General features: G+C 51.6%; 19 protein-coding genes. 8 read left to right on the top strand and 11 right to left on the bottom strand.

Annotated elements, in window-relative coordinates; genetic code table 11:
• Positions 1-2 precede the first annotated feature (2 nt).
• The 3 genes from ACO0LK_RS10165 to ACO0LK_RS10155 all read left to right on the top strand — a co-directional run bounded on the left by ACO0LK_RS10165 (position 3) and on the right by ACO0LK_RS10155 (position 3,502).
• On the top strand, positions 3-836 hold the full coding sequence (locus ACO0LK_RS10165; protein WP_422974655.1) for a YfaP family protein: 834 nt from the start codon (positions 3-5) through the stop codon (positions 834-836).
• Positions 837-986: 150 nt separating this feature from the next.
• Positions 987-2,255, top strand: coding sequence for a DUF6161 domain-containing protein (locus ACO0LK_RS10160; RefSeq protein ID WP_422974653.1), 1,269 nt, complete (start codon positions 987-989; stop codon positions 2,253-2,255).
• A 35-nt stretch (positions 2,256-2,290) separates the two neighbouring features.
• Positions 2,291-3,502 (top strand): serine hydrolase domain-containing protein, encoded by a 1,212-nt coding sequence (locus tag ACO0LK_RS10155; RefSeq protein ID WP_422974651.1) that lies wholly within the window; start codon positions 2,291-2,293, stop codon positions 3,500-3,502.
• A gap of 128 nt (positions 3,503-3,630) precedes the next feature.
• On the opposite strand, the gene ACO0LK_RS10150 is transcribed toward ACO0LK_RS10155, so the two are convergent.
• Complete coding sequence (locus ACO0LK_RS10150; RefSeq protein WP_422974650.1) at positions 3,631-4,140, bottom strand: hypothetical protein; 510 nt, start codon at positions 4,138-4,140, stop codon at positions 3,631-3,633.
• 478 nt (positions 4,141-4,618) lie between these two features.
• Between ACO0LK_RS10150 and ACO0LK_RS10145 the strand changes: the two genes are divergently transcribed.
• From ACO0LK_RS10145 to ACO0LK_RS10125, 5 genes are all read left to right on the top strand, one after another.
• Positions 4,619-4,885 (top strand): hypothetical protein, encoded by a 267-nt coding sequence (locus ACO0LK_RS10145; RefSeq protein WP_422974648.1) that lies wholly within the window; start codon positions 4,619-4,621, stop codon positions 4,883-4,885.
• A gap of 270 nt (positions 4,886-5,155) precedes the next feature.
• Positions 5,156-6,562, top strand: a complete 1,407-nt coding sequence (locus tag ACO0LK_RS10140) for an efflux transporter outer membrane subunit (RefSeq protein ID WP_422974646.1) — start codon at positions 5,156-5,158, stop codon at positions 6,560-6,562.
• A 20-nt stretch (positions 6,563-6,582) separates the two neighbouring features.
• Positions 6,583-7,806 carry an efflux RND transporter periplasmic adaptor subunit gene (locus tag ACO0LK_RS10135; protein WP_422974644.1) on the top strand — a complete coding sequence of 408 codons (1,224 nt, stop codon included), beginning with the start codon at positions 6,583-6,585 and terminating at the stop codon, positions 7,804-7,806.
• A 2-nt stretch (positions 7,807-7,808) separates the two neighbouring features.
• A complete protein-coding gene (locus tag ACO0LK_RS10130) occupies positions 7,809-9,761 on the top strand; it encodes a MacB family efflux pump subunit (RefSeq protein WP_422974642.1) in 1,953 nt (650 codons plus the stop codon).
• A 7-nt stretch (positions 9,762-9,768) separates the two neighbouring features.
• Positions 9,769-9,927, top strand: a complete 159-nt coding sequence (locus tag ACO0LK_RS10125) for an SHOCT domain-containing protein (protein WP_422974640.1) — start codon at positions 9,769-9,771, stop codon at positions 9,925-9,927.
• A 188-nt stretch (positions 9,928-10,115) separates the two neighbouring features.
• On the opposite strand, the gene ACO0LK_RS10120 is transcribed toward ACO0LK_RS10125, so the two are convergent.
• The 10 genes from ACO0LK_RS10120 to ACO0LK_RS10075 all read right to left on the bottom strand — a co-directional run bounded on the left by ACO0LK_RS10120 (position 10,116) and on the right by ACO0LK_RS10075 (position 22,804).
• Positions 10,116-10,406, bottom strand: a complete 291-nt coding sequence (locus tag ACO0LK_RS10120; RefSeq protein ID WP_422974638.1) for a type II toxin-antitoxin system RelE/ParE family toxin — start codon at positions 10,404-10,406, stop codon at positions 10,116-10,118.
• Positions 10,399-10,644: a type II toxin-antitoxin system ParD family antitoxin gene (locus ACO0LK_RS10115; RefSeq protein WP_422974636.1), complete on the bottom strand. Its 246-nt coding sequence runs from the start codon at positions 10,642-10,644 to the stop codon at positions 10,399-10,401. Before ACO0LK_RS10115 ends, ACO0LK_RS10120 begins: the two co-directional genes overlap by 8 nt.
• Before the next feature lie 412 nt (positions 10,645-11,056).
• Positions 11,057-12,442, bottom strand: coding sequence for an alpha/beta hydrolase family protein (locus ACO0LK_RS10110; RefSeq protein WP_422974634.1), 1,386 nt, complete (start codon positions 12,440-12,442; stop codon positions 11,057-11,059).
• A gap of 289 nt (positions 12,443-12,731) precedes the next feature.
• Positions 12,732-13,391, bottom strand: a complete 660-nt coding sequence (locus ACO0LK_RS10105; protein ID WP_422974632.1) for a TetR family transcriptional regulator — start codon at positions 13,389-13,391, stop codon at positions 12,732-12,734.
• A gap of 558 nt (positions 13,392-13,949) precedes the next feature.
• The gene (locus ACO0LK_RS10100; protein ID WP_422974630.1) at positions 13,950-16,319 is read right to left on the bottom strand and encodes a glycoside hydrolase family 31 protein; all 2,370 of its coding nucleotides are present in this window, start codon (positions 16,317-16,319) and stop codon (positions 13,950-13,952) included.
• Between the two features lie 139 nt (positions 16,320-16,458).
• A complete protein-coding gene (locus tag ACO0LK_RS10095) occupies positions 16,459-17,772 on the bottom strand; it encodes a right-handed parallel beta-helix repeat-containing protein (RefSeq protein WP_422974628.1) in 1,314 nt (437 codons plus the stop codon).
• Positions 17,773-18,025: 253 nt separating this feature from the next.
• Positions 18,026-19,327, bottom strand: coding sequence for a right-handed parallel beta-helix repeat-containing protein (locus ACO0LK_RS10090; protein WP_422974627.1), 1,302 nt, complete (start codon positions 19,325-19,327; stop codon positions 18,026-18,028).
• A 242-nt stretch (positions 19,328-19,569) separates the two neighbouring features.
• Positions 19,570-19,899, bottom strand: coding sequence for a hypothetical protein (locus tag ACO0LK_RS10085; protein WP_422974625.1), 330 nt, complete (start codon positions 19,897-19,899; stop codon positions 19,570-19,572).
• A gap of 244 nt (positions 19,900-20,143) precedes the next feature.
• Positions 20,144-21,007, bottom strand: a complete 864-nt coding sequence (gene lepB, locus ACO0LK_RS10080; RefSeq protein ID WP_422974623.1) for a signal peptidase I — start codon at positions 21,005-21,007, stop codon at positions 20,144-20,146.
• A 111-nt stretch (positions 21,008-21,118) separates the two neighbouring features.
• A complete protein-coding gene (locus ACO0LK_RS10075; RefSeq protein ID WP_422974622.1) occupies positions 21,119-22,804 on the bottom strand; it encodes a PQQ-binding-like beta-propeller repeat protein in 1,686 nt (561 codons plus the stop codon).
• Between the last annotated feature and the right edge of the window lie 86 nt (positions 22,805-22,890).

Here is a 22,890-nt window from a genome sequence, read left to right as displayed (position 1 = left end):
TCATGAAGATCACACATTTTTTGCTGGGCTGTACCGCAGTAGCAGGCACGATTGCCGGCCTCTGCATCACCAGCATGGCCTTCGCCGATGAAAAGCCCGTCACCAGTGAACAACCCACCATCAACAGCCCGCGTGGCGGCTGGAACTATGGCGGCCTGACCGACAAATCCCGCGAAGGGCGTGCCTCTTACCCGCTGCCACCGATAGACCGTGGCACACAAAAAAACCGCACCCTGATCGAAGGCCACATCCGTGACGCAGGCAAGCAAAGAAAGCACACCCTCATCGTCAACGGCAACCCCATGGTACTCAACTATGGCACCGATGGCCGCTATGAACGCCACTATGCCTTTGGCAGCGGTTCCAACAATATAGAAATCCAGGGACCAGACGGCAAGAGCCTGCAACGCGTACAGTATTACGAAGCCAATACCCAGCAACTGTCGCCACAGCTACGCATTATCTGTTCATGGGATGCGCCCGAAGCCGAAGTAGACCTGCACATCATCACCCCCGACGGCCAGCATGCCTTTTTCGGCGTGCCCACCTTGAACGGCGGTGGTGGCCTTGATGTAGATAGCGTTGACGGCCCCGGCCCCGAAATGTTCACCACCATCGCCCCCCTGCACGGCGCTTACCATGTGTTCGTCAACTATTGGGGCAACTATGGCCCTGGCGGTTACAACTTCGATGAAGGCCAACGCAAACAACCCATCATCACTGCCCGCGTGACCCTGGTGTTTTATGAAAACACCGCCAGAGAAAAACGTGAAAGCTTCGTCATACCACTACGCAAGATCGGGGATTTGAATCTGGTGAAGTCGTTTATGTTTTGAGGGGAAACTCAATTAGAAAATTTTAGCAATTGACTCCACTGAACCAATCCAAAAATTAATTTTTTGCATTGATATGATTGTGTTATCTTAATTTCATCGCAAGCATCTCTAGTCGGTAGTTTTTAGAGCCACACTATCAGGAGCAATTAAATGAGCGCAACTGAATTACCTCAACCCTTACTTTCGGTGAATCTTGGCGAACAAATCGGATCAATGCAATGGACCGACTACGAAAGTGCTCTTGCATGGCTTTCTGGGCAGCAAAGCGAATGGGATTGGGTTAGCCTGAACGGTCAATATAATTTTCAAGGAACCAGTGACAAAATTAAAGAGCTGTTTACCAACGCAATTAGCGGGCTAAATACTGCAAAAGATTATCACCTCCGAAATAACGAAGTTGAATCAAGAAACTATTTATCTAGCGCAAAAGATTACCTAGAGTCGAGCATAAAGCAATTCCCTTGGCTAGTCGACTCAGCACAACGTAACTACATTAATGATTTATGTAAATCCGGGAAACCGGAAATTGCAGCAGCAACAGTTACATTCTGGCTTAAATTAAATTTGTCATCTACTCCTATTGAGTTCGTCATACAAGCCATTTCAAAATGGCAGTTGCACGAACTAGGCGTAAAAGATAGATTCGAGCCTGAAAACACGCTTCTAAAAAAGCTAGCTGGTGATATGCAGTCCGCATTGACTGCAATAAATGATGCAGCTATTAAACAAACGAGCCAATTCGACACTCTCAGCTTATCACTTAGTGAACAAAGCGCAGATCAGCAAAATAAATTTAACGAGGATCAAGGCGGAAGAGAGTCCGATTGGAAACAACAATTAGAAATAGCAAACACTAGTCTTCAAAATCTTCAAAACACATATGACAAGCACATGGCTTTGGCCGCCCCAGTTGAATATTGGGAATTAAAAAGAAAAAAACACCGGAATTGGGTTATAGGCATATTTATTCTACTGGTGATTTCGATTTTTATGTCTGGATGGCTAATGCATAATGAACTACAGTCCATCGGCAAAGCATTTGAACAAGCACAAAGTAGCAAAGGAATTAGTACTGCATCACTTCCTGTAAAATCTGATCCATCTTCTATCGCCTCGATTGTCCAAACAGCGGCTACCTTTAAACTTGGGACATTTATATTATTTGCTACCCTATGTTTCTGGATGTTACGTTTAATTGTAAGGATTTTTTTGAGCAACATCCACCTAGAAAATGATGCTGCAGAGCGAGTAGTAATGGCAAAAACTTATTTGTCTTTAATTCGAGACGGCAACCTTCCTAAAGACGAAAGTATCAATACGGTACTAGCCGCTCTATTCAGACCATCAGGCGACGGGATCGTAAAAGACGAAGGGATTCCGCCAACAATTTTGGAATTTTTGACCAAATCTGGAAAATAAGTCGATTAATATCTTAGCCCTGTCAGGAGAACCGCATGAAGTGGACTAAAACCATTGCCACTTTTGTGGTCCTCCCCCTGCTGGCAATCGCAAGTATGCCCTCGCTGGCAGAACCCATCACGATCAAGCGACTCGATGGATCCAGCATTACGTCAACCGAGATAGAGAGCAAAGTCACACACCTGATGGCATCGTCCTGCGTCACCGGCCTTGGCATTGCCATCCTCAATGACAATAAAATTATCTACACCAAAAGCTTTGGCTTACGCGACAAAGACAGGCAACTGCCGCTGACCGAAGACAGCATCATGTACGGCGCATCTTTCACCAAGGCTGTATTTGCCACCCTGGTGGCGCAACTGGTGGTTGAAGGCGTGCTTGATCTGGACATGCCGATACAGAAATACCTACCCAAGCCACTGCCAGACTACGACAACTACCGCGACCTGGCCGATGACCCGCGCTACCTGACAATCACCCTGCGCATGCTGTTGAACCATACTGCCGGCTTCGCCAACTTTCGCTGGCTGAACCTTAGCAAAAAACTGGAAATCAAATTTACCCCCGGCAGCAGATACGCCTATTCAGGCGAGGGTATTTATTTGGCCCAAATGATAGTAGAAACCGTCACCGGCAAAACAGCAGATGTTCTGATACAGGAACGCATTTTCAACCCGACGGGCATGCACAACACCAGCATGCAATGGCAAGACCGCTTCAACGACAACCTGGCCGTCGGCCACGACAAAGATGAAAAATCATTGGGTCATGTGAAAAGAAAAAAAGTCAACGCCGCCGGCTCCATGGACACCACCCTCAACGACTACGCCCATTTCATACAAGGCGTGATGCAAGGCAGTATCATCAGCAAAGAAGCCAAAGCCATCATGCTGGCACCCCAGATTGCCATCACTACCCCCACCCAGTTCCCCACCCTGTCCACCGCATCAAGCGACGACAACAAGCACATACAACTATCCTACGGCCTGGGCTGGGGCATCTTCCAGACACCCCACGGCAAAGCCTACTTCAAAGAAGGCCACGACGACGGCTGGGAAAACCATTCGGTAGTGTTCGACAAACAAAAAACCGCCGTCGTCATCATGAGCAACAGCGCCAACGGCGACCACATCTTCAAAGACTTGCTGGAATTGCTGATACAGGATGTGTATACGCCGTGGAAGTGGGAGGGGTATGTGCCTTTGGAGTGTGGTAATGGGATGGTGGGTTCGGTGTTGGAGCGGTGAAACGAAAATATCCGGTAATTCAGAAAAATTATGTAGCTATTTTAACTTTCGAAAACATCAAGATATAAATTACTTGTTGCTTCGCGAACTCTGTATAAAACCGTACCCGAATAGCGAATGGTTGATAATCAATCGAGACCGCCTTGCTTTTTGTGAATGAAGCTAACCTTAAAATTCTCTTCGAAAAAAGCTTTAAAGTCCTCCGCCAAGCGATCAATAGCCATCGCCTGCTTGTGAAACGCTGCTGCATTGAAACTGTTCCGCTTTTCGTCCCGTCCTTCAATCTTCTGAATTTTTGTATCAAACCCGAATGCAGAAATCTCTCCGTCCTTTGCGCCTGGAAACCAAATACTGTGCGCGACCAAATTTCTATTGCTATATGCTGATTCCAAGCGCTTTGCCAATGCCTCAAATTCTTTGCGTACCTTTGCTTCTTTGTTTGGCTCCTTGGCGATCAATAGTCCGCGGAGAACCGTTAATTTTTCGCGAAATCCCATTTGCAGATAGACGACCAAAGCCTCCTTAAACGTCATTCGAGAAAGCGTACGGAGTACTTTGACAATGTGAATTTCCAGCTTAGCCCAGACCACAACGATTTCCCCTATGCTTTGATAGTGTTCACTCGTAAGACTCATCATAACGGAATAATCCTATTAGTTTGCCGAGACGCTTGACTTTGCGCTCTAGCCATAGTTAGTAAATTAACACATACAGACAAATCATACTATAGCTTGGAATATCGGAAAATGAATCTGAGACAAACCGACGATCACTTAACCCAGGTCTGTCACACCAAATAAGTCACAGGTGTGCTTGATTGCAAAGTGCGGGAACTGTGAATATCTCACTTGGTCAATTGACCAGGTACAGGGCATGTTTTTTGCTGACCTGTTAAATGCAAACCAGCATCTGAGTGATTTGCTGGTGTCTGTATCGTAGAAAAAATAGAAACCAGTAGCCAGCGAGCAGATTCTACAGTTAGGCATCGCACATAAAGTTGTTGTTGGCTTTGGCGGTGAGCCGGATACACCTGGCCAGTATTTTTGAGACGCTGTTCGGACAGAAAGCCAGGTCAGACCGAATTCTTCCATTAAATTTGATTTCAAAAACCCGCTTATGGAAACAAGAAGTGTCGCAGACGTTGCAGGCCCCTGGGTTGATCCGGAATTTAACTCGAGCCAGATACAACGATGTAGAAAAAACTGGGCGGCGCCGGTTAGTGAAATTTCTAACTATGCCCTTTCCACTTTTATTCGCCAAAGTATCGCACTTTCGCTGGTTATCCCAGAGGCGAAACGGCGCCTTGCTGCAGGATTTACTGACGGCACAGAATTGTATGATGAAGAACTTGCCAATGCATTGGCGGTCGCAATTGAAACTTAACAGATCGATCGGCCAGACTAGCCCGTGACAGTATTTCATAGCCTCCAATTCCCAAAAAATCTTTACAAATCCCCCTCCAATCTTTACAAGTCGCAGCATTCCTTAACAGGTGTAAATTACACCCAGTTATCTGCCTGCGCCCTTATAATTTCCTATTAGCAAACCCTGGTATGAAGGCCAATTCCGTCTGGCCTGACATGCTCTTTGCCCGGGTTGATTGCACATTTAAGGTGGATACCATGCCGCCATACAGGATCGTAGACTTTGCGCATGATTTGTCAAAACTCCCCTGGCCGGCGTTTGTTGCTGGCCACCGCAGTGCTGTCGCTGGCTGCTTGTGCCAATCTGGCACCTGAATACCAGCGGCCGCCTGCTGCCACTCCACTCGCTACTATTTCGCTAGCCGCTGCGATACATGATGGCATCCAAAAAGCTGACGCTACCAGCCAGGATATGGCGGCGCTGCCAGACTGGCAGCAATTCTTTACTGATGCGCGTTTGAAGCGATTGATCGTACTGGCGTTAGTGAATAACCGTGATGTGCGTGTGGCTGCGTTGAAGGTGGAACAGGCACGTACCCAGCTCAGTATTCAGGATGCGGCGCAGTTGCCAGCGTTGAATGCCAGTGCCAATGCCAGCCGTTCGGACCATGGCGGGCGCAGCGTTTCAGCGCAGATAGGGCTGACGGCGTTTGAGCTGGATTTGTTTGGTCGCCTGCGTAATGCAAGTGAATCGGCCTTGCAAAGCGCCCTGTCTTCTGCCGAATCGCATCGCAGTGTGCAATTAAGCCTGATGGCAGAGGTAGCCAGTGCCTGGCTGACACTGGCCGCAGACCTGCAACGCCAGCAACTGGCAGAACAGACCTTGAGCAGTCGCCAGCGCAGCCATCAGTTGAATGTGCAGCGACATCAACTGGGTGCCATCAACGGTCTGGCACTGGCGCAGTCGCTGAGTGCACAGGACCAGGCGCGGCTGGATGCGGCGAATGCAGCACTGCAAGTGACGCAAGACCGCCATGCACTGGATTTGCTGGTGGGTGCAGCCACACCGCCTGAGCTGGAACCACCAACCCAACAACCCCAGCAGGCCGAGGCCAGCATTGTGCTGAGCTTGCCTGCCAACCTGCCATCGCAGATATTGCAAGACCGGCCTGATGTGCGCGCGGCAGAACATCAATTGCAAGGTAGCCATGCCGATATAGGCGCGGCGCGCGCAGAGCGCTTTCCGCGTATCACGCTGACTGGCTCGGCTGGCAGCAGCAGCCGTGATCTGGCAGACCTGTTCAAGTCGGGTAGCTGGAGCTTTGGGCCATCGGTCAGCCTGCCCGTCTTTGATGGCGGTGCCGGGCGTGCCAAGGTGCAGTCGGCGGAGCTAAGCCGCGATATCGCCCTGGCGCAATATGACAAGACGGTGCAGACCGCCTTTCGCGAGGTGGCCGATGCATTGAGCGTGCGTAGCTCGCTGGCTGACCGGCTGGCCATGCAACTGGCGCTGACCGAATCGTCTGCCTTGCAATTGCGCCTGGCCGAACAAAACTGGCGCGCTGGCAGCAGCAGCCAGTTGGATCTGCTGGATGCGCAGCGCAGCTTTTATGCGGCACAACAATCCCTGATCAGCATGCGGCTGGCAGAACAAAGCAACCGCATCACGCTGTACAAGGTGCTGGGCGGTACTTGACCTGAAACGAATTGAATAAAATGAAAACACTCCCTACTTCCGGTATTCGCTCCTGGTTTTCTCCGTGGCGCTTGCTTTTGATTGCCATCATCGTCATTGCGCTTGCCTTGCTGGCCAAACGCATATGGTTCACACCGCCGCCACCACCGCAGGTGGCAACAGCCCCCGTCACCAAAGGTGATGTGGAAGATACGGTACTGGCCACCGGCACTATTGGCGCAGCCAAGCTGGTCAGCGTTGGTGCACAGGTGACAGGTAAGGTAGAACGCCTGCACGTGGCATTGGGCGATACCGTCAAACAGGGGCAATTGATTGCTGAAATCGACGCACTGACGCAGCAAAACAATTTGCGCAATGCCCAGGCGGCATTGAAGAGTGCCGAAGCGCAGTTGCGTTCGCGCCAGGCAGCACTGAAACAGGCCGAACTGACCGCCGCCCGGTTACGCCAGTTGGTGGCGATTGATGCTGGCTCGCGTTCTGATCTGGAAGCAGCCGAAGCCACACTCAGCACCAGCCGCGCTGATGTCGCCGTGCAAGAAGCGCAGATTGCCCAGGCCAAGGTGGCAGAAGACACCAGCAAGGTCAACCTGGGTTACACCCGCGTTACCGCGCCGATGGATGGTGTGGTTGTAGCCATCGTTACCGAGCAGGGTCAGACGGTGAATGCCAATCAGTCGGCACCGACGCTGATCAAGCTGGCCAGGCTCGATACCATGACCATCAAGGCGCAGATATCAGAAGCAGATGTGCCGCGTGTAAAACCTGGCATGCCGGTGTATTTCAGCCTGCTGGGTGACCCGGACAAACGCTATGAAACCAAACTGCGTGCCGTTGAACCTGGCCCCACCACACTGGCTACCGATACCAGCACTACCACGACCAGTACCGCCGCCACTGCCATTTATTACAACGGTATTTTCGATGTAGCAAACCCTGATGGCAAGCTGCGCATCAACATGACGGCGCAGACCAGCATCGTGCTGGCACAGGTGAAGGATGCGCTGACGATACCCAGCGGTGCGCTGGGTGCCCGCGATACCCGTGCTGGCGAGGGACGTTATAAGGTACGGGTCATGGCCGCCGGCAACATCACGGAAAAAAGCGTGCGCATAGGGCTGAACAACCGTGTGCGGGCTGAAGTGCTGGAAGGATTGGCGCAGGGTGAGCAGGTTGTCACCACCGAAGCCAAGGTCGGCGCAGTATCGGCTAACAACCAACGTGGCGGCCCGCCACCTATGTTCTGATCATGGCAGCCTTGCTTGAGGTACGCGGCCTGACCCGCGAGTTTCCTGCCGGTGAAGGCACTGTGGCGGTGTTGCGTGATGTGGATCTGGTCATTGAAGCTGGCGAGATGGTGGCCATCATGGGGCCATCGGGCTCTGGCAAATCAACGCTGATGAATATTCTGGGTTGTCTTGATCGCCCCACTCGCGGCAGCTACCAGGTGGCAGGCCAGGAAACTGGCGCCATGCTACCGGATGAACTGGCACGGCTGCGGCGCGAGCATTTTGGTTTTATCTTCCAGAAATATCAGTTGATGGGTGATCTCAGTGCGCTGGGCAACGTTGAGATACCGGCCATCTATGCTGGTATGCCGACCGTGCAACGCCGTGAACGCGCCACGCTGTTGCTGAAACGGCTGGGCCTGGGTGAAAGACTGTGGCACCGGCCCGGCCAGTTGTCCGGCGGCCAGCAACAGCGTGTGTCTATCGCACGGGCGCTGATGAATGGCGGCGACGTGATACTGGCCGACGAACCCACCGGCGCGCTGGACCGTGCCAGCGGCCTGGAAGTGATGAAGATCCTCAATGAATTGCATGCCGATGGACATACCATCATCCTGGTGACGCATGATGCGCAAGTGGCGGCCCATGCCCAGCGTGTGATCGAAATCAGCGATGGCTGTATCGTCGCAGACCGGCGTCAGCCTGATGCCCCGGCACTGATCACCAAAGCGGCCAGTGCGCCAGCACGCGCAAGTACACCGCTGCGTGACTTGCTTGGCCGTCTTGGCGAAGCAGCACAGATGGCATTGCGGGCCATGGCAGGCCACCGCTTGCGCACGCTGTTGACCATGCTGGGCATTATCATCGGCATTGCATCCGTGGTGTCTGTCGTGGCGCTGGGTGAAGGTTCAAGCCAGAGTATTCTGGCCAATATCAGTGCCATGGGTACCAATACCATCAATATTTCACCCGGCACAGGCTTTGGTGACCGCCGCGCCAACGCCATCCGCACACTGCGTGTGGGCGATGCCAAGGCACTGGCGCAGCTTGATTATGTAGACAGCGTGACCCCCACCGTCAGTACCAGCGTAACCCTGCGTTACCGCAATATTGAAGCCAGCAGCGCCAATGTGACTGGCGTCGGCGAACAATTCTTTCGCGTGCGCGGCTATACCTTTGCTGCCGGACAGAGCTTTAATGAAGAGGCAGAAAAACAGCAATCACAGGTTGCCGTGATTGATGACAATGCCCGCAAGACCTTGTTCCCGAATGGGGAAAATGCATTGGGGGAAGTGATCTTGCTGGGCAATGTACCGGCCCGCATCATCGGTGTCACCGCCAAGAAAAGCAGCAGCTTTGGCAATGACGACAGCGTGAATATCTGGCTGCCCTATACCACTGCGATGTCACGCCTGACCGGGCAGGATTATCTGCGCAGCCTGACCGTGCGCGTCACCGATGCCGTACCCAGCACAGTGGCCGAACAGGGCATCATACAGTTGCTGACCCAGCGTCACGGCAAGACTGATTTCTTTACCCAAAACACCGACAGCATACGCCAGACCATAGAACAAACCACCCGCACCATCACCCTGCTGATCTCCTCCATCGCCCTGATTTCGCTGCTGGTGGGTGGTATCGGTGTGATGAACATCATGCTGGTATCCGTCACCGAACGCACGCAGGAAATCGGCGTGCGCATGGCCGTGGGCGCGCGTCAGGGCGATATCCTGCGCCAGTTTTTGATTGAGGCAGTGCTGGTCTGCGTGCTGGGCGGTGCCATCGGCGTTAGCCTGGCATTGGGCCTGGGTGCACTGTTCGCCCAGTTCTCTGGCGATTTCAAGATGGTGTTTTCCAGCACCGCCATCGTCGGCGCGTTTGGCGTATCAACACTGATAGGCATGAGCTTCGGCTTTTTGCCCGCCCGCAGCGCCGCCAGGCTGGACCCGGTAGAAGCACTGGCCAGGGCTTGAATGCTAAGTGAAGTGCAAGCCCGGATGCCGCTGGTATCCGGGTTTGCATCACGCGACACTTGCCCCTGACCCACTTGATCAGATTCGCAAACTGAAAGGCCTGCTCGACGATAAAATTATCACACAGGAAGAATTTGAGAAGAAAAAGGCGGATCTGTTGAAATAAAAGGTGGCTGCTTCGGGATGTACCCAAGAAAGGCATTGCTGTGCACAGTGGGCGATTACGGGCTGCGAATCGCCCCTACACGGGCTAACATGTCTGCCTGGCTATAAAGATCATTGACGCGATATTTGATGTCCGCCTGTATGAGTAACACTGCAGAAAGTGCATTAACATTTTCTTAAAGAGTCACATCACAAATGTCGATGCACATCCATGCGGTCGTGCAGGATACGGACAATAACAATTCCATATGTCGTGATGCGGAAGTAAATCATGTGCCGTTCAACACTACGGCGACGATAACCTGGCCGGATGTCGTCACATGCCGGTGCTGCCTTGGGTGATTGAGCCAGTTCACCAAAGGCGGCAGTCATGATATCGATATAACGAACCGCCTGATCAATGCCCCATTGCTGCGATGTGTGATCCCAAATTGCCTCAAGATCACTCTCAGCAGCGGGGGTAAGGCGAAACTCAGCCACGCTTTGCCAACATTTTTTGTTTGAAAGCCAGTGCATTAAAAGGGCGCGCTTCACCACTGGCCTCGCCTTCTATCAGCGCCGCGCGAATAGCTTCTATTTCGGTATTACGGTCCTGTTCACGCCGGATCAGGTCGCGGATGTATTCGCTGTCGTTGGTGTAATGCCCCGCAACGATCTGCGCTTTTATCCAGTCGTCCTGCTGGTCAGTCAAGGTAATGGTCTTGCGCACAGTTGCCATGATAATAACTCCAGATTCAAACTTTACAACATTAAATATCATACTATTGGTGCATTATCGTGCATATTGCCTCAATGTGCCAGCAGCACAAAATACCGTCCTGGGATACCACCGCTGGGAAGCATACCGGCGTGAAAAGATTTTCTTTGCCGTTCAGCCGGTGAAAAATATTGTCAGCTTCGCTACGTGACACCATATCATCATCGAGCGTGATGACCAGTCAAAACGTCTGACCGTGAAGGTGGATGCGGCGCGCAAAAAAAAGGGACAAGTCTTACATTACAACGATTCTGCAACAAGAAATGCGTGAATATAAGACGTGTCGCCGTCGCCCCGTCTCGTGAATGTCAGCCCCTGTTTTTGCTGACTCCGCACCCGTTCTTAACGAAGGTATTTGGCAAGTGCACTGAATTTATTGTTGTAAGATCCAACCAGACATAGCGTCTAAGGCTACAGGCGACAAAGTTTCCTCGATTTTTCCGTATTCAGCCGGTGAACCGGTGGTCGCGGTTTGGAACAGATGATTGAGTTTAGGCAGTTCTTTGATGACGACGTTTTTGTTCGCTTTCATACTCGCCCGTATCCCATCGAGATTCATTTTAGCGGGAACTTGCAGATCCAGTTCGCCATTCAAAACCAGTGTTGCTTGCGTAACTTTCGCCAGGGTCGGTGCAGGGTCGTATTTGATAAATGCTCTGAACCAGGGTCTTGCCAAGGTGCTTAATTGTCCTGCGCCGGCCCCCTTGACCAGATCACCGTTTTTTTCCGCTTGGTCGAGATGTGCTTTCAGTCTCTCGCTGATCGTTTTGTCGTCTGCGCCCGAATTCATAATGGCGTAGGCTTCACGACTTACTTTCTGCGCTTTCTCGACTTCGGTTTGGCTCTCACCATTGGCAAGTCCAAGTAGTCGCCCCTGTTCCAGCATTAAAGCATCGATGCGTACGCCAGGACCTGCCATCAACACGATAAATTTCAGTTTGGGATCATTTGCTGCCACCATGGGCGCGATCAGACCTCCCTCGGAATGGCCTATCATTCCCAATTTGTCCTGGTTGATTTCAGAGCGGGTGCGCAGATAGTCCACCGCTGCTTGCGCATCGTCGGCAAAGTCAAAGGTGGTAGCACTCTTGTAATCGCCTTTCGATGCTGCGATGCCGCGTTTATCGTAGCGCAGCACCGCTATCCCTTGTTTGCTTAAATGATCTGCCAACACCAGAAAAATTTTGTGGTCGAAAATGGTTTCATCTCTATCATTGGGACCTGATCCATGCACCAAAACGACTGCGGGAAATGGGCCTTTGCCTTGCGGTAGCATCAGTGTGCCAGCCAAACTTATGTTGGCTTTTGCATTTTGAAAACTTACATCTGTACTTGAGTAGTTGTGCGGGCTTTTTGCTATTGCTTCTTCCTGTGGGCGCTTTTTCACTTGCGCCGCCAAGGCTTTGGCGTCTAAACGCGTAAGCTTAAGTTTGGCTTGCTGTCCCTGTGTCCAGGTACCGAGCCATGCTTTCTGTGTCTCGTCCCATTTTGCTTCGTAATTGCAATTGAGTTTCGCAATGCTAAAACGCATGAAATTTTCACCGGCTTCTACTTTGTCTGCTTTGATGGTGAAGTTGCCCTGATCAGGGCTGATGACCGTGACTTCGTGTTGCCCACTTTGTGTTTTAGTGACGTATATATTCAGACGAATCGCACCCTCTATTAAACCTGTCCAATCCCCGGCCGGGTCTTCCGCGAAAGCAGGCAGACTGGCTGACATGGCGAGCAGCGTGCTACAAGTGACAAGAAACTTTTTCATTTGGTATTCTTTCTACATAGTCGTAGTGTTTATTTCGCTTACTTGCGCGGTGCCGGCGGCATCGATTGAGGATCTCACGTCAGATTACAATGTGTTATTTTGCCATCATTTTATATTGGAAAGCGAATTTTAATATCGGCTATCAGAAAATTCTTGAAGATGTTAGCCTGCGTAGTGATTAGCCCGCGTAGGGGTGACTAGCGAAGCGTAATCACCCGCAAGGTTCGGCATGTATGAATGTTAAAACTGCCCCTGCTTTTGAATTGCGCATACCTTTACATAAGTTCAATCACGCCGGCTCAAGCCCACGCAGCAGTAACAGCAGTCCGGACGTAAAATCGGTTTCAAAGTCATACCGCAGGGCTTGCAGCTCTGGCAGCGAGAGCACGCCGGCAAGTGCAGAGGCCGGGCGGCTGAGTGGCCATAGGCCGATCAGCATGGCCATCGCCAGGCGTACAAACCTGACATATGATTCAAATGGCAGCGTTGGTGCGCTGAGGTGCAATTGTTCTGCCAGGCCCACCATCAAGGCCAATGAGTTCAGTTTGAATTCGGTCAGGCGTTCGCGTGATACGTTGTGTTCTATGATGGACGGCAACGCGCTGAACAGGCGACACATCAGCGGATAAGCGACGCTGGCACCGGCGAAAGCCTGGGCGATCTGTTCTGCCGTGGCCTGCTGGGTAATGGCCAGGCGCTCGACCAGTTCACCGCGCCACAGCACCGATTCTTCCTCCAGCAAGGCCAGTAGCAGCGCCTCGCGATTTTCAAAGTAGCGGTAGACGTTAGACTTGGTCATCTGCGCCTTGCGTGCCAGTTCGTTCAGGCCCAGATCGCTTACCTCCATGCCGCCATGCAGGGCCGCCTTGGCCGTCGCCAGCAAATGCATGCGGCGCTCTTCTTTTTGTTCTGGCTTGCGCGCGCGCTGGAATGTTTCTGATGTTGTCATAAAAAATAAGCAAAAATAAGCAAACGACCCGCCACTGTATCGATTACCACCGTGCTTTACAAGAGACCGGCTGTCTTATCATTGCTTGTTTAACTAAGGCACTTTAACCGGAACACGCTACGCTCACCCCACTGATGGTCCGGCCTGAACTGCTCGCCAGGGATTTAAGCGGCATGACTTACGTTGTCACCAGCGCCAAATCGGGCATAGGCCTGTTCACCACGCAGCCACTCGCCAGACACGGTGCCACCGTCGTCATGGGTGTAAGGCGCACCAGGACGGCTGGCCATTAAGCTCGCTAACCCGGTGGCGCATGACGACAGCATCGCCAAACGTCTGTTTGGTCTGTTTGGTCTGTTTGAAGTGAGTGAAACACTGGTAAAAGAAAAATAGAGGCAGCGTAGGTAGCGGGAATACCTACCCGTGGGGAAGCAGAACAAGCAATGGAAGCGATTCAGGCAAATGACCACGCTCGCGCCAGCATTCTTTGTGTACATACCAGCGCATCATGTCCCGACAGCAGAATAGGTGCAACTAATTGGGGAATATGCTGAAAAATCATCTGCACCCGGGTAAAGCCAGTGTCACTCCCTGCCCTGTATATTTGATGTCCTGCCCTGGCTTTGGCCTTGTGCTGGAACCGGCGCAACTGATTTTGAACATGCGGTTTTTACTCATACCGGGAAACTGACCTTCGCGCGGTGAAATGCTCAGGCTGTGGCTTGCGTCGTTCCACACGAATTTGATCAGCGAAAACTGGCCTGCCTGGTAGCCATAGCCATCTCCTGAATCGTCATACAGTTCAAACTGGCCGTTCTTGCCGGCATAGACGCGGATTTCTGTGGATTCTTCGCTTTGCTGGTCGGCGTATTGGATCACCGGCCCCAGCGGCAGGATACTGCCTGCGCGTACCAGTAGCGGAATGGTGTCTATGCCGGCAGCCACGGTGATGGTCTGGCCGGCCTCATGACGCTGGCCGGTTTTGAAATCGTACCAGGGATCGGTGCCTGGCAAGTAGACGTTTCTGGCTTTGGTTTTAGGTGTGGTCACGGGGGCCACCATCAGCGTTTTGCCAAACATATATTGATCGGGGATGTTGAGTGCCTGCACATCGGTGCGAAAATCCATCACCAGTGGCCGCATCATGGTGCTTTTGTTGTGGGTCACGTCCCACGATGTTGAATAAATGTAGGGGATGAGGCGATAGCGCAGCCTGTCGTAGTCGATCAATATTTTTTGTGTCGCAGGATCAAATTTCCAGATCTCTTTACCAGCCGACGTGCCGTGGATACGGAACATGGGATTAAATGCCGCAAATTGATACCAGCGGGTGAATAATTCTGCATAGGCAGCATCAAGCTTCCCCGCGCCAAAAAAACCACCAATATCCGCTGACCAGTAGGGTATGCCGGTGATGGAAAAGTTTAATGCAGCCGGTATCTGGCGGCGCAATACATCCCAGGTGCCAGCGACATCACCTGACCAGGTGATGGCTGCATTGCGTTGTTGTCCCAGATAGGCAGACCGGGTCAGGATAATCGGACGCTTGTCAGGGATGTCTTTTCGCATGCCTTCAAACACGGCGGTGGTGTGCATCAATGGATAGGCGTTATACACTTCAGCCCCTGGGCCTGCCGCTGTCTGTATGTTACGCAGTTCACCCCAGTTGCCACCCAGTTCGCCCTCACTGGCATCAAGCCACCAGCCATCAAAACCGACGGCCCCCAGGCTCTTCATGATCTGCGACCAATACATTTCTCTGCCCTTGGGGCCATACGGGTCATACCATTTCCCCTTACCTGCCGGATACACATTAGGGTAGACAGGTGGGAATATGGCGCTTGCCTTGTCCAGTTCAGCCAGATTGGTCGTGCCTATATCAAAACGCGGCCAGACGGAAACAATGGCATGGACATTCTGTGCATGCAGTGTAGCCAGCATGGCCTTGGGATCCGGGTAGCGCCTGGCCTCCATGACGTGGCTGCCCCAATCACCTGGGGCCCAGTATTGCCAATCCTGAACCACGGCATCGAAAGGGATTTTCAACTCGCGGTATTTGGCGGCAATGCCCAGTATTTCAGCCTGGCTGCTGTAGCGCTCTTTGGATTGCCACAGGCCCCAGGTCCAGCGCGCCATCATCGGTGCATCGCCCGTCAGACTGCGATATTCGGCAATGATCTGGTCCGCGTCGGGGCCATAAATAAAGTGATAATCAATGCCGCCACCTGCTTCTGAACGAATGCCCAGCATGCCGTGGTTCTGTGGCAGGCGCACATCCACATTGGTGACCGACGCATTGTTCCACAGGATGCCAAAGCCCTTTGATGCCAGCAGCATGGGTACGCCTACATCGGTATTCACCTGCTGTAAGCGCACCGAATTGCCCGTATAGTCCATCAAGCCATTCTGATGCTGGCCCAGTCCATATATTGCACTGCCATCACGAATAGTAAATTGTTGGCTGACTGCGGATGTGGCTGCCGGTTTGTCTGCCAGCACACGCGCATTGCCAGGTTCATTCAATAGCTCGTTGCCGGACTGATCGTGGAAAGACAGCGTACCCTTGTTGCGGTCAATACGCACCTGAAGAAAATCAGTGGCGAGTTGATAGGCTGCGGGTGTTTCGCTGATGCTCCATTTGACTAATTTTGGCTGCGGGGTATTAGCAATAACCACAGGGTTGTAGGTACCAGGCCAGGTGGCATCTTTATGGAACCTGACGCGGATGTCCCGTGCCGACCAGGGTTCCAGTGTCAACGTGCCTTGCGCCGTCTGCACGACGATACCCGTTTCTGTCCTGATCACGGTGACTGATGACGTCGCCTGGCTAGTGATGACCGTCGGCTCGGCTGCGGTGGCAATGCAAGGGTTGCTATATGCGGCTAACGCAAAAATTGAAATGCACAGGGGCCGGACACAGGGGGACATTTTTTCTCCATTATTATTTTATTGGGCGCTCGTACCCATAGAAAATAAAGGCTAACCACATGTCCGGATGAAATCCAATCACATTTTACTTGTTGTCGATACCGATTCGAATATCAACAACACAGCTTACGATGTCCCATCAGTCATCAAACGCCCCCAGATCAGGTGCTGCGCCCTTGAAAGGCAGGCTCACGCTAACGCCCTTATTTTTCAGCGCGCTGCCAGGTGCCAGGTGAAAGTTCTTCAACACGGGCAGGCTGCCGTCAGGCTGCCTGGGTGCATCCCAGCCAGCGTTTGAGATATTCTGGAAGTCGGCAGCGGTGAGCTTGAGCGGCAGGTTCCAGGAATTGAACTGGTTGTCTGTGCCATCCATATTCGATATCAGGGTGCCACCGAATGCGATGTTATTGCGCAAGCTACCCAGATTGACGGGCTTGCCGTTTTCATCTATGCCCAGCATATTGAAATCAATGCCGTTATCAAAGCTGGTGTTGTTGAAGAAATCGTTCGCGACGGTATGGTGGTTGGCGTAAAAGCCCGACACTTTATTGTTGAATGCCACTGAATACCGGATGGTATGCTTGACACCGTTTGGCACATATTTGCCGCCATAGCCACCCAGCTTGAAGCCATTGCCGTTACCGGCTGGCAGCGATATGGTGGTGCCGGGCAGATAGCCTTGTGACCAGGTCCAGGAATTTTCTATCAGCACGGGTGAAAAGGCATTGATCAAATCAAACCCGTCGTCGGTATTGGCCCATGCGCGGCAACCACGGAAGACATTGCCAGGGTTATCGGCCTTGATGTGGGCACCAAAACCATCTGCACTCTGCCCTGCCCCATTTGAGGTGTAAGGGTCGTAATTGTGGTGGGAATCGCTATTAAGGACCAGGTTATAAGCACCGTTTTTGATGAACACGCCCGGCCCCATATTGTGATGGGTGTTGAGCTGTTCAAAAATATTATGGCTGCCGTTGATCCACACGCCCCATGATTCATGGTTGAGGTGATTTTCTGGCTGCTGTGGTACGCCGGTAATTTCCAGCCCTTTTAAATGCACCCAGTTGGCTACGACATTCAAGCCTTTGACGCGGCAATCATCTTTCATTTGCGAAAAATCAAAGACCGGTGTTTCACCCGGATAAGCCCAGTACTGAATCAGCTTGCCGGCGCTGCCGCTCTTGTCCAGCGTGATGGCATTGACGGTATCGGTGCGGGTGGCGCAGGTATTCACGCCTGCCGTGTAAATATAGTTGCCGCCCCTGAAGTAGATAGTGTCGCCAGCGGCTGCGCCTGCCTGGGCGCGGGCGAAGGATTTCCATGGTGCGTCTTTGCTGCCGCTTGCGGCATCGTCACCGGTGGGCGCTACGTAATAAGTGGCGGCATTGCTGGCGGCCGATATGCCTGACATCAAACTTAACACCAGGCTGGTAAGCATGAATTTCTTGTTCATCTTGCGATTTATCTCGTGGTGAGTCAATAAGTGAGTCAATAAGTGAGTCAACTAGGGCTTACTCAAAATTGTCCCAGCAAGGCGTAGCGACGAAGACAGTACGAATAGTACGGTTAGGAGCTGCAACGCAGTTGGGGCGGTTTTGTGTAAGTCCTATCAAAAAAATGAAGGAATGAGCTACACAGACCCCATGTAGCTCATTCCTTTTACATCAATTAAAACACAATTAGCACAATTTGCACTATCAGTTCTATCAGTTCTCAAAGGCCCCCAGGTCTGGTGCAGAACCGTTAAACGGCAGGCCGACATTGGTGCCTTTGTTGATCAGGTCACTGCCCGTGGCGAGGCGGAAATGTTTCAACACCGGCAAACTGCCATCGGCCTGGCGTGGTGCATCCCAGCCAGTGGTGGATATGCTTTGGAAGTCGGCAGATGAAACCGTGACTGCCAGGTTCCATGAATTGAACTGATCGTTTACACCTGTCATATTCGACAACAGTGTACCGCCAAACGCGATGTTGTTGCGCAGGTTGCCCAGGTTCACTGCATTGCCGTTAGCATCAATACCCAGCATGTTGAAATCGGTATTGTTACCGTAGCTGGTATTGTTGTAGAAGTCGTTCGCGATCGGGTGATGATTGGCATAGAAACCCGACGCCTTGTTATTAAAGGCGACCGAGAAACGGATAGTGTGCTTGGCAGCATTCGATACATACACGCCACCATAACCGCCCAGTTTGAAGCCATTGCCGTTACCTGCTGTTACGGGTGTGGTAGTGCCGGGCAGATAGCCTTGCGACCAGGTCCAGGAATTTTCTATCAGCACCGGTGAATAGGCATTGATGAGATCAAAGCCATCATCCGAATTGGCCCATGCGCGGCAGCCACGGAAAACATTGCCAGGGTTGCCCGCCTTGACGTGGGCACCAAAACCGTCAGCACTTTGGCCTGCGCCGTTTGAGGTGTAAGGGTCGTAATTGTGGTGAGAATCGCTATTGAGAACAAGGTTGTTGCCACCGTTTTGAATGAAGATGCCCGGCCCCATGTTGTGGTGGGTATTCAACTGTTCAAAGGTATTATTGCTGCCGTTGATCCATACTGCCCATGATTCATGGTTAAGGCGGTTGCCTGGTTGTTGTGGCGCGCCTGTGACTTCCAGCCCTTTCAGATGCACCCAGTTGGCAACCACATTGAATGCCTTGACGCGGCAATCGTCCTTCATTTGCGAAAAATCGAATACCGGCGTTTCACCCGGATAAGCCCAGTAACGAATCGGGTTGCCAGAACTACCGCTTTTGTCCAGTGTAATGGCGTTGACAATATCGGTACGGGTGGCGCAGGTGTTGATACCAGCCGTGTAGTTATAGTTGCCGCCTCTGAAATAAACGGTGTCGCCAGCCGCAGCAGCGGTCTGGGCACGGGCGATGGATTTCCATGGGGCGGCCTTGGTACCGGCAGCAGCATCATTGCCGGTGGGGGCGACATAATAGGTGGCTGCATTGCTTGCGGCAGACAAGCCCAACATCAGGCTTGCCAGTATGAGTTTTTTATTCATCTTGCGTGTCTCCTGTTTGTACGTCATTGATATGCATTCGTCAGATGGACCTGACAGTGAATGCGTTAGGGATTCTTGTTGATCCTTGAACGCATTATCGAACGTATATCGCCGGAATTGTACGAAGTTAACCCGCAACTCTGATCATCTTGCTGATTCTTTTATCTTATGGCGCTGCACAAAAAATCGTTGATTTGGCCGACGAAAATCTGTTTTTTTACACGCATCAGATGGACCACGCATTACTTCATGCAGCCCAGAAAACTCTCTTTGTGCAGCGTGTATTTGCGACTAAATTTGCCGCTCTTGTGCGATTCTGAATGCAGTTCCAGGCAGATATCCAGCCTATTGCTTACTGCTGCCAGGCAGGCGGCATCACCGGCGCAGGCGGTCTCTGCCAGGCTGCGTGATTCTGCAACAAATTTGGCTTTTTGATCGCTTTTAAGGCCCGCAATAAACTGCGCGACAACGATCAAAATAATGATCGATACGATCCAGCCTGCGATTTTTAACAGCCAGGATTTTTTTGGAATAGCTTCAGCGTCGGTGATCGTTGCATGCTTGTCGGACATGGGGGCGCTCTTTCACAGTGTGTGGATTCATTGAATACTGCGGAAAGAAATCATAAAAATTGCGAATAATACGATCACTTTCCTGGCAGGCATGGGCGCATTTTAATGAGCCCGGTGCCGGGCAACAATGATGACTATGTCAGGTGCAGGCGACGGCGGTTGACACCGCGTCAAGCGGCGGGAAAAATCGGCAGCGATGCAGTGCCTGAATGCAGAATTTGAATGCAGCTTTTATTGCGATATTTTATTTAATCGCCAGACCCAGCCGGTCCCAGCGCACAGACGCTACGCCATATGAAAACCAGACCAGCTCCACACGGGCATAGATTTTCTCGGCAGGTACCGGTCCAAAATGGCGGCTATCAAGACTATTGTTACGGTTGTCACCCAATACAAAATAACTGTCGGGCGGTACGGTAAATGCTTGATTAATGGCCTGATCGGGCTTGGCAAGATCATGGAAGGCATGCTCATCCGCAATCGGCTTGCCATTGATCAGCACATTGCCATCACGCATGGATACCTGCTCGCCCGGCAAACCCATGACGCGTTTGACGTATTTGACATCGGTCTGTGCCGGGTTTTGCATTACCACCACATCACCGCGTTGCGGCTTATGTGCACCTGATGAACCTGATCCACCTGATCCACCTGATCCACTATAGGCCAGAGTATTGGCGATGAACTTGTCGCCCACCAGCAAGGTGGTTTCCATCGATGCACCTGGCACATTGAAGATGTCATAGCCAAACAAAGTGCCACGGATAGACATGCAATACTGCACCACAGCGTAACCGACTATGCCGACAGCAAGCAGCACATACCAGCGTTGTGACCACCCGCGGCTTGCCATTGAATAACGCCGCGCCAGCCGGAACACCACACTGAACGACGCCAGCCAGAAACAGGTCAATACCAGGGTTACCAGCAAAAAACCCCAGGCAGAAAAAACCAGACCAGCGCGCCCCGCAATCAAAAGCAGCAGCGGAAAGAAAAGAATATTGGCCGCCGCCAGTGCCAGCCGGTTCAGGTATACAAAACCCAGTCCGGGCACAAAGACATTCAGCAAGACTGCCAGCCAAGGGCGAGGTTTATATTCTGTGTTCATTGCACGCTGTTTCCATTATGGATAATTCACTGACCAAAACGTGCATGCCACGTCCTGGTCATTTTTTAACGCAGATCACCAGCACGAAAGCGCAGATGAAAATACAAAAGCTTACTGTAAATTAAATGCAAAAATCTTGTTATCCAAACCTTGATAGGTGGTCGAAGAAACGTACAAAATACCGTTTTTGGACAAGGAAAGAGCACCACCCTGCTCGAACGACCAAACACGCTGGTGGCTATTCAAATCCACTGCGACGACCGATGTGCTGGTGCTAAAAATCAGCATATTGCGTGTCAGGATTAATCCAGACAAACCAAATGACTCTATTTCTGGCACTGGCAGCGACCAGAGCAGGCTTCCGGTACTTAGGCTGCGCACGTCCAGATTTTTACCATTGACTGCCACAATCGCTGTATCACTACAGGCGAAAGGGGCATTAAATTGATCGTCAATGGACCAGAGAGTTTTCATCGTCTGCCCATCGAGCCTGAGCATACTGCCAGATGCGCCAGCATTTTTCACAACCATCAACCCGCCATCAGGGCACAAGGCACGCGTCGACGGCTGCAAAAAGACACTTGCGACCATCGTGCCTGATGATTTGTCTATTTTATCCAATGTGAGGTTATTGCCGCCTGTGATTGAACTCGTATACAAATACTGCGATGCCTGGTCAAACAGTGGCACGGTATATTCAAGGCCTAATTGCGGTTTTGCTTCATAGGTCCATTTTTTGGCGAGGGTAGTACTATCGAATTTACTGATACCGCCCACGGTAGGAAAGTAAAGCCCGGTATCATCCATCGTTACCGGCGCAGGTGCATGATTTATCGTATACATGCTTTCATTAATTTGCGTTACCGCATTCAGCTTTCCAGATGTTTGGTCTATTGCATACATGGTCACCAGATCGCCATATTGAATAGTGCCGACAACATACACCTTGCCGTTTCCAAGGCCCGGATTTCTGGGGCGACGTGAGTCTGGTACAGACACATTGCCAAGGTAATCGCCTGTGAATCCATATACCCATTTCAGGTTGCCGTTATTTTCATCCACGGCATAAAGACCTGTACCGGGCGAAAAGGTATTTCCTATCGTGAAAAACAGCTTCCCATTTTGGGTTGCAATGCCACTGACAACATTAAGTTGATAATTGTTCATCACATACACAAAACGTGGTGTGATCTTGCTGGCATCAAGCGTTACAGGTACGTATGCATTTTGTGCGCTATTGCCTCTGCTTACAGTCCAATCTACAGCGCCCGGCATGGCTTTCAAGGCAGACTGATTGGTCGCTTTGACCTCTACACGGTACGGTAATTTCCACGGAGACCCATCATGTGGTCTGCTACAGACGGTAGGTGCGTCTTTGCAAAGACGTATTTCAAGAAAACCGGTATAGACACCGGGTGGAACACCCGCGCCAACTTGAAAAGTAGCTCGGTAATTATATGTTCCCTGCTTTTCGATGTTAACCTTACTCACGAGCAAACCGCCATTATCAGCAATCAGGATATTGACCACCTCCGGAAAATCACGATTTGCGTGAACATCGACGCTGACCGAACGCACTTCACTCTGGATCAGGTTGATATTCAAATTGGCAGGTGTCAAGGTAAGACCCGGGTCATTGGTAACCGCTGTGGTTCCGCCAGTTCCCGTATTCCCAGTACCGGTGCTGGTGCCGCCGGACCCTGCACTGGTACTTTGGGTGCCACCTCCGCCACCACCGCCACCACAGCCAGCAATCAACAATGCCGAAACGCTTGCTACCAAAAACGATCTGATCATATGAAAGACAATCCTATATTTTAATTATCAAAAGCAAAAAAGGTCATTACATGCAGCATCAACGATGTGCAGATACTTGACTCTCA

The organism is Undibacterium sp. Ji49W (assembly GCF_049340205.1).
Lineage (GTDB): Bacteria > Pseudomonadota > Gammaproteobacteria > Burkholderiales > Burkholderiaceae_D > Undibacterium.
This window is presented reverse-complemented; position numbering and strand designations above follow the sequence as displayed.

Bases quoted from the DNA above. Each gene is read 5' to 3' on its own strand.
- ACO0LK_RS10095 (WP_422974628.1), bottom strand. From the start codon at position 17,772: ATGAACAAGAAATTCATGCTTACCAGCCTGGTGTTAAGTTTGATGTCA.
- ACO0LK_RS10100 (WP_422974630.1), bottom strand. From the start codon at position 16,319: ATGTCCCCCTGTGTCCGGCCCCTGTGCATTTCAATTTTTGCGTTAGCC.
- ACO0LK_RS10090 (WP_422974627.1), bottom strand. From the start codon at position 19,327: ATGAATAAAAAACTCATACTGGCAAGCCTGATGTTGGGCTTGTCTGCC.
- ACO0LK_RS10165 (WP_422974655.1), top strand. From the start codon at position 3: ATGAAGATCACACATTTTTTGCTGGGCTGTACCGCAGTAGCAGGCACG.
- ACO0LK_RS10130 (WP_422974642.1), top strand. From the start codon at position 7,809: ATGGCAGCCTTGCTTGAGGTACGCGGCCTGACCCGCGAGTTTCCTGCC.
- ACO0LK_RS10110 (WP_422974634.1), bottom strand. From the start codon at position 12,442: ATGAAAAAGTTTCTTGTCACTTGTAGCACGCTGCTCGCCATGTCAGCC.
- lepB (WP_422974623.1), bottom strand. From the start codon at position 21,007: ATGAACACAGAATATAAACCTCGCCCTTGGCTGGCAGTCTTGCTGAAT.
- ACO0LK_RS10155 (WP_422974651.1), top strand. From the start codon at position 2,291: ATGAAGTGGACTAAAACCATTGCCACTTTTGTGGTCCTCCCCCTGCTG.
- ACO0LK_RS10150 (WP_422974650.1), bottom strand. From the start codon at position 4,140: ATGATGAGTCTTACGAGTGAACACTATCAAAGCATAGGGGAAATCGTT.
- ACO0LK_RS10140 (WP_422974646.1), top strand. From the start codon at position 5,156: ATGATTTGTCAAAACTCCCCTGGCCGGCGTTTGTTGCTGGCCACCGCA.
- ACO0LK_RS10160 (WP_422974653.1), top strand. From the start codon at position 987: ATGAGCGCAACTGAATTACCTCAACCCTTACTTTCGGTGAATCTTGGC.
- ACO0LK_RS10105 (WP_422974632.1), bottom strand. From the start codon at position 13,391: ATGACAACATCAGAAACATTCCAGCGCGCGCGCAAGCCAGAACAAAAA.
- ACO0LK_RS10135 (WP_422974644.1), top strand. From the start codon at position 6,583: ATGAAAACACTCCCTACTTCCGGTATTCGCTCCTGGTTTTCTCCGTGG.
- ACO0LK_RS10085 (WP_422974625.1), bottom strand. From the start codon at position 19,899: ATGTCCGACAAGCATGCAACGATCACCGACGCTGAAGCTATTCCAAAA.
- ACO0LK_RS10115 (WP_422974636.1), bottom strand. From the start codon at position 10,644: ATGGCAACTGTGCGCAAGACCATTACCTTGACTGACCAGCAGGACGAC.
- ACO0LK_RS10075 (WP_422974622.1), bottom strand. From the start codon at position 22,804: ATGATCAGATCGTTTTTGGTAGCAAGCGTTTCGGCATTGTTGATTGCT.
- ACO0LK_RS10145 (WP_422974648.1), top strand. From the start codon at position 4,619: ATGGAAACAAGAAGTGTCGCAGACGTTGCAGGCCCCTGGGTTGATCCG.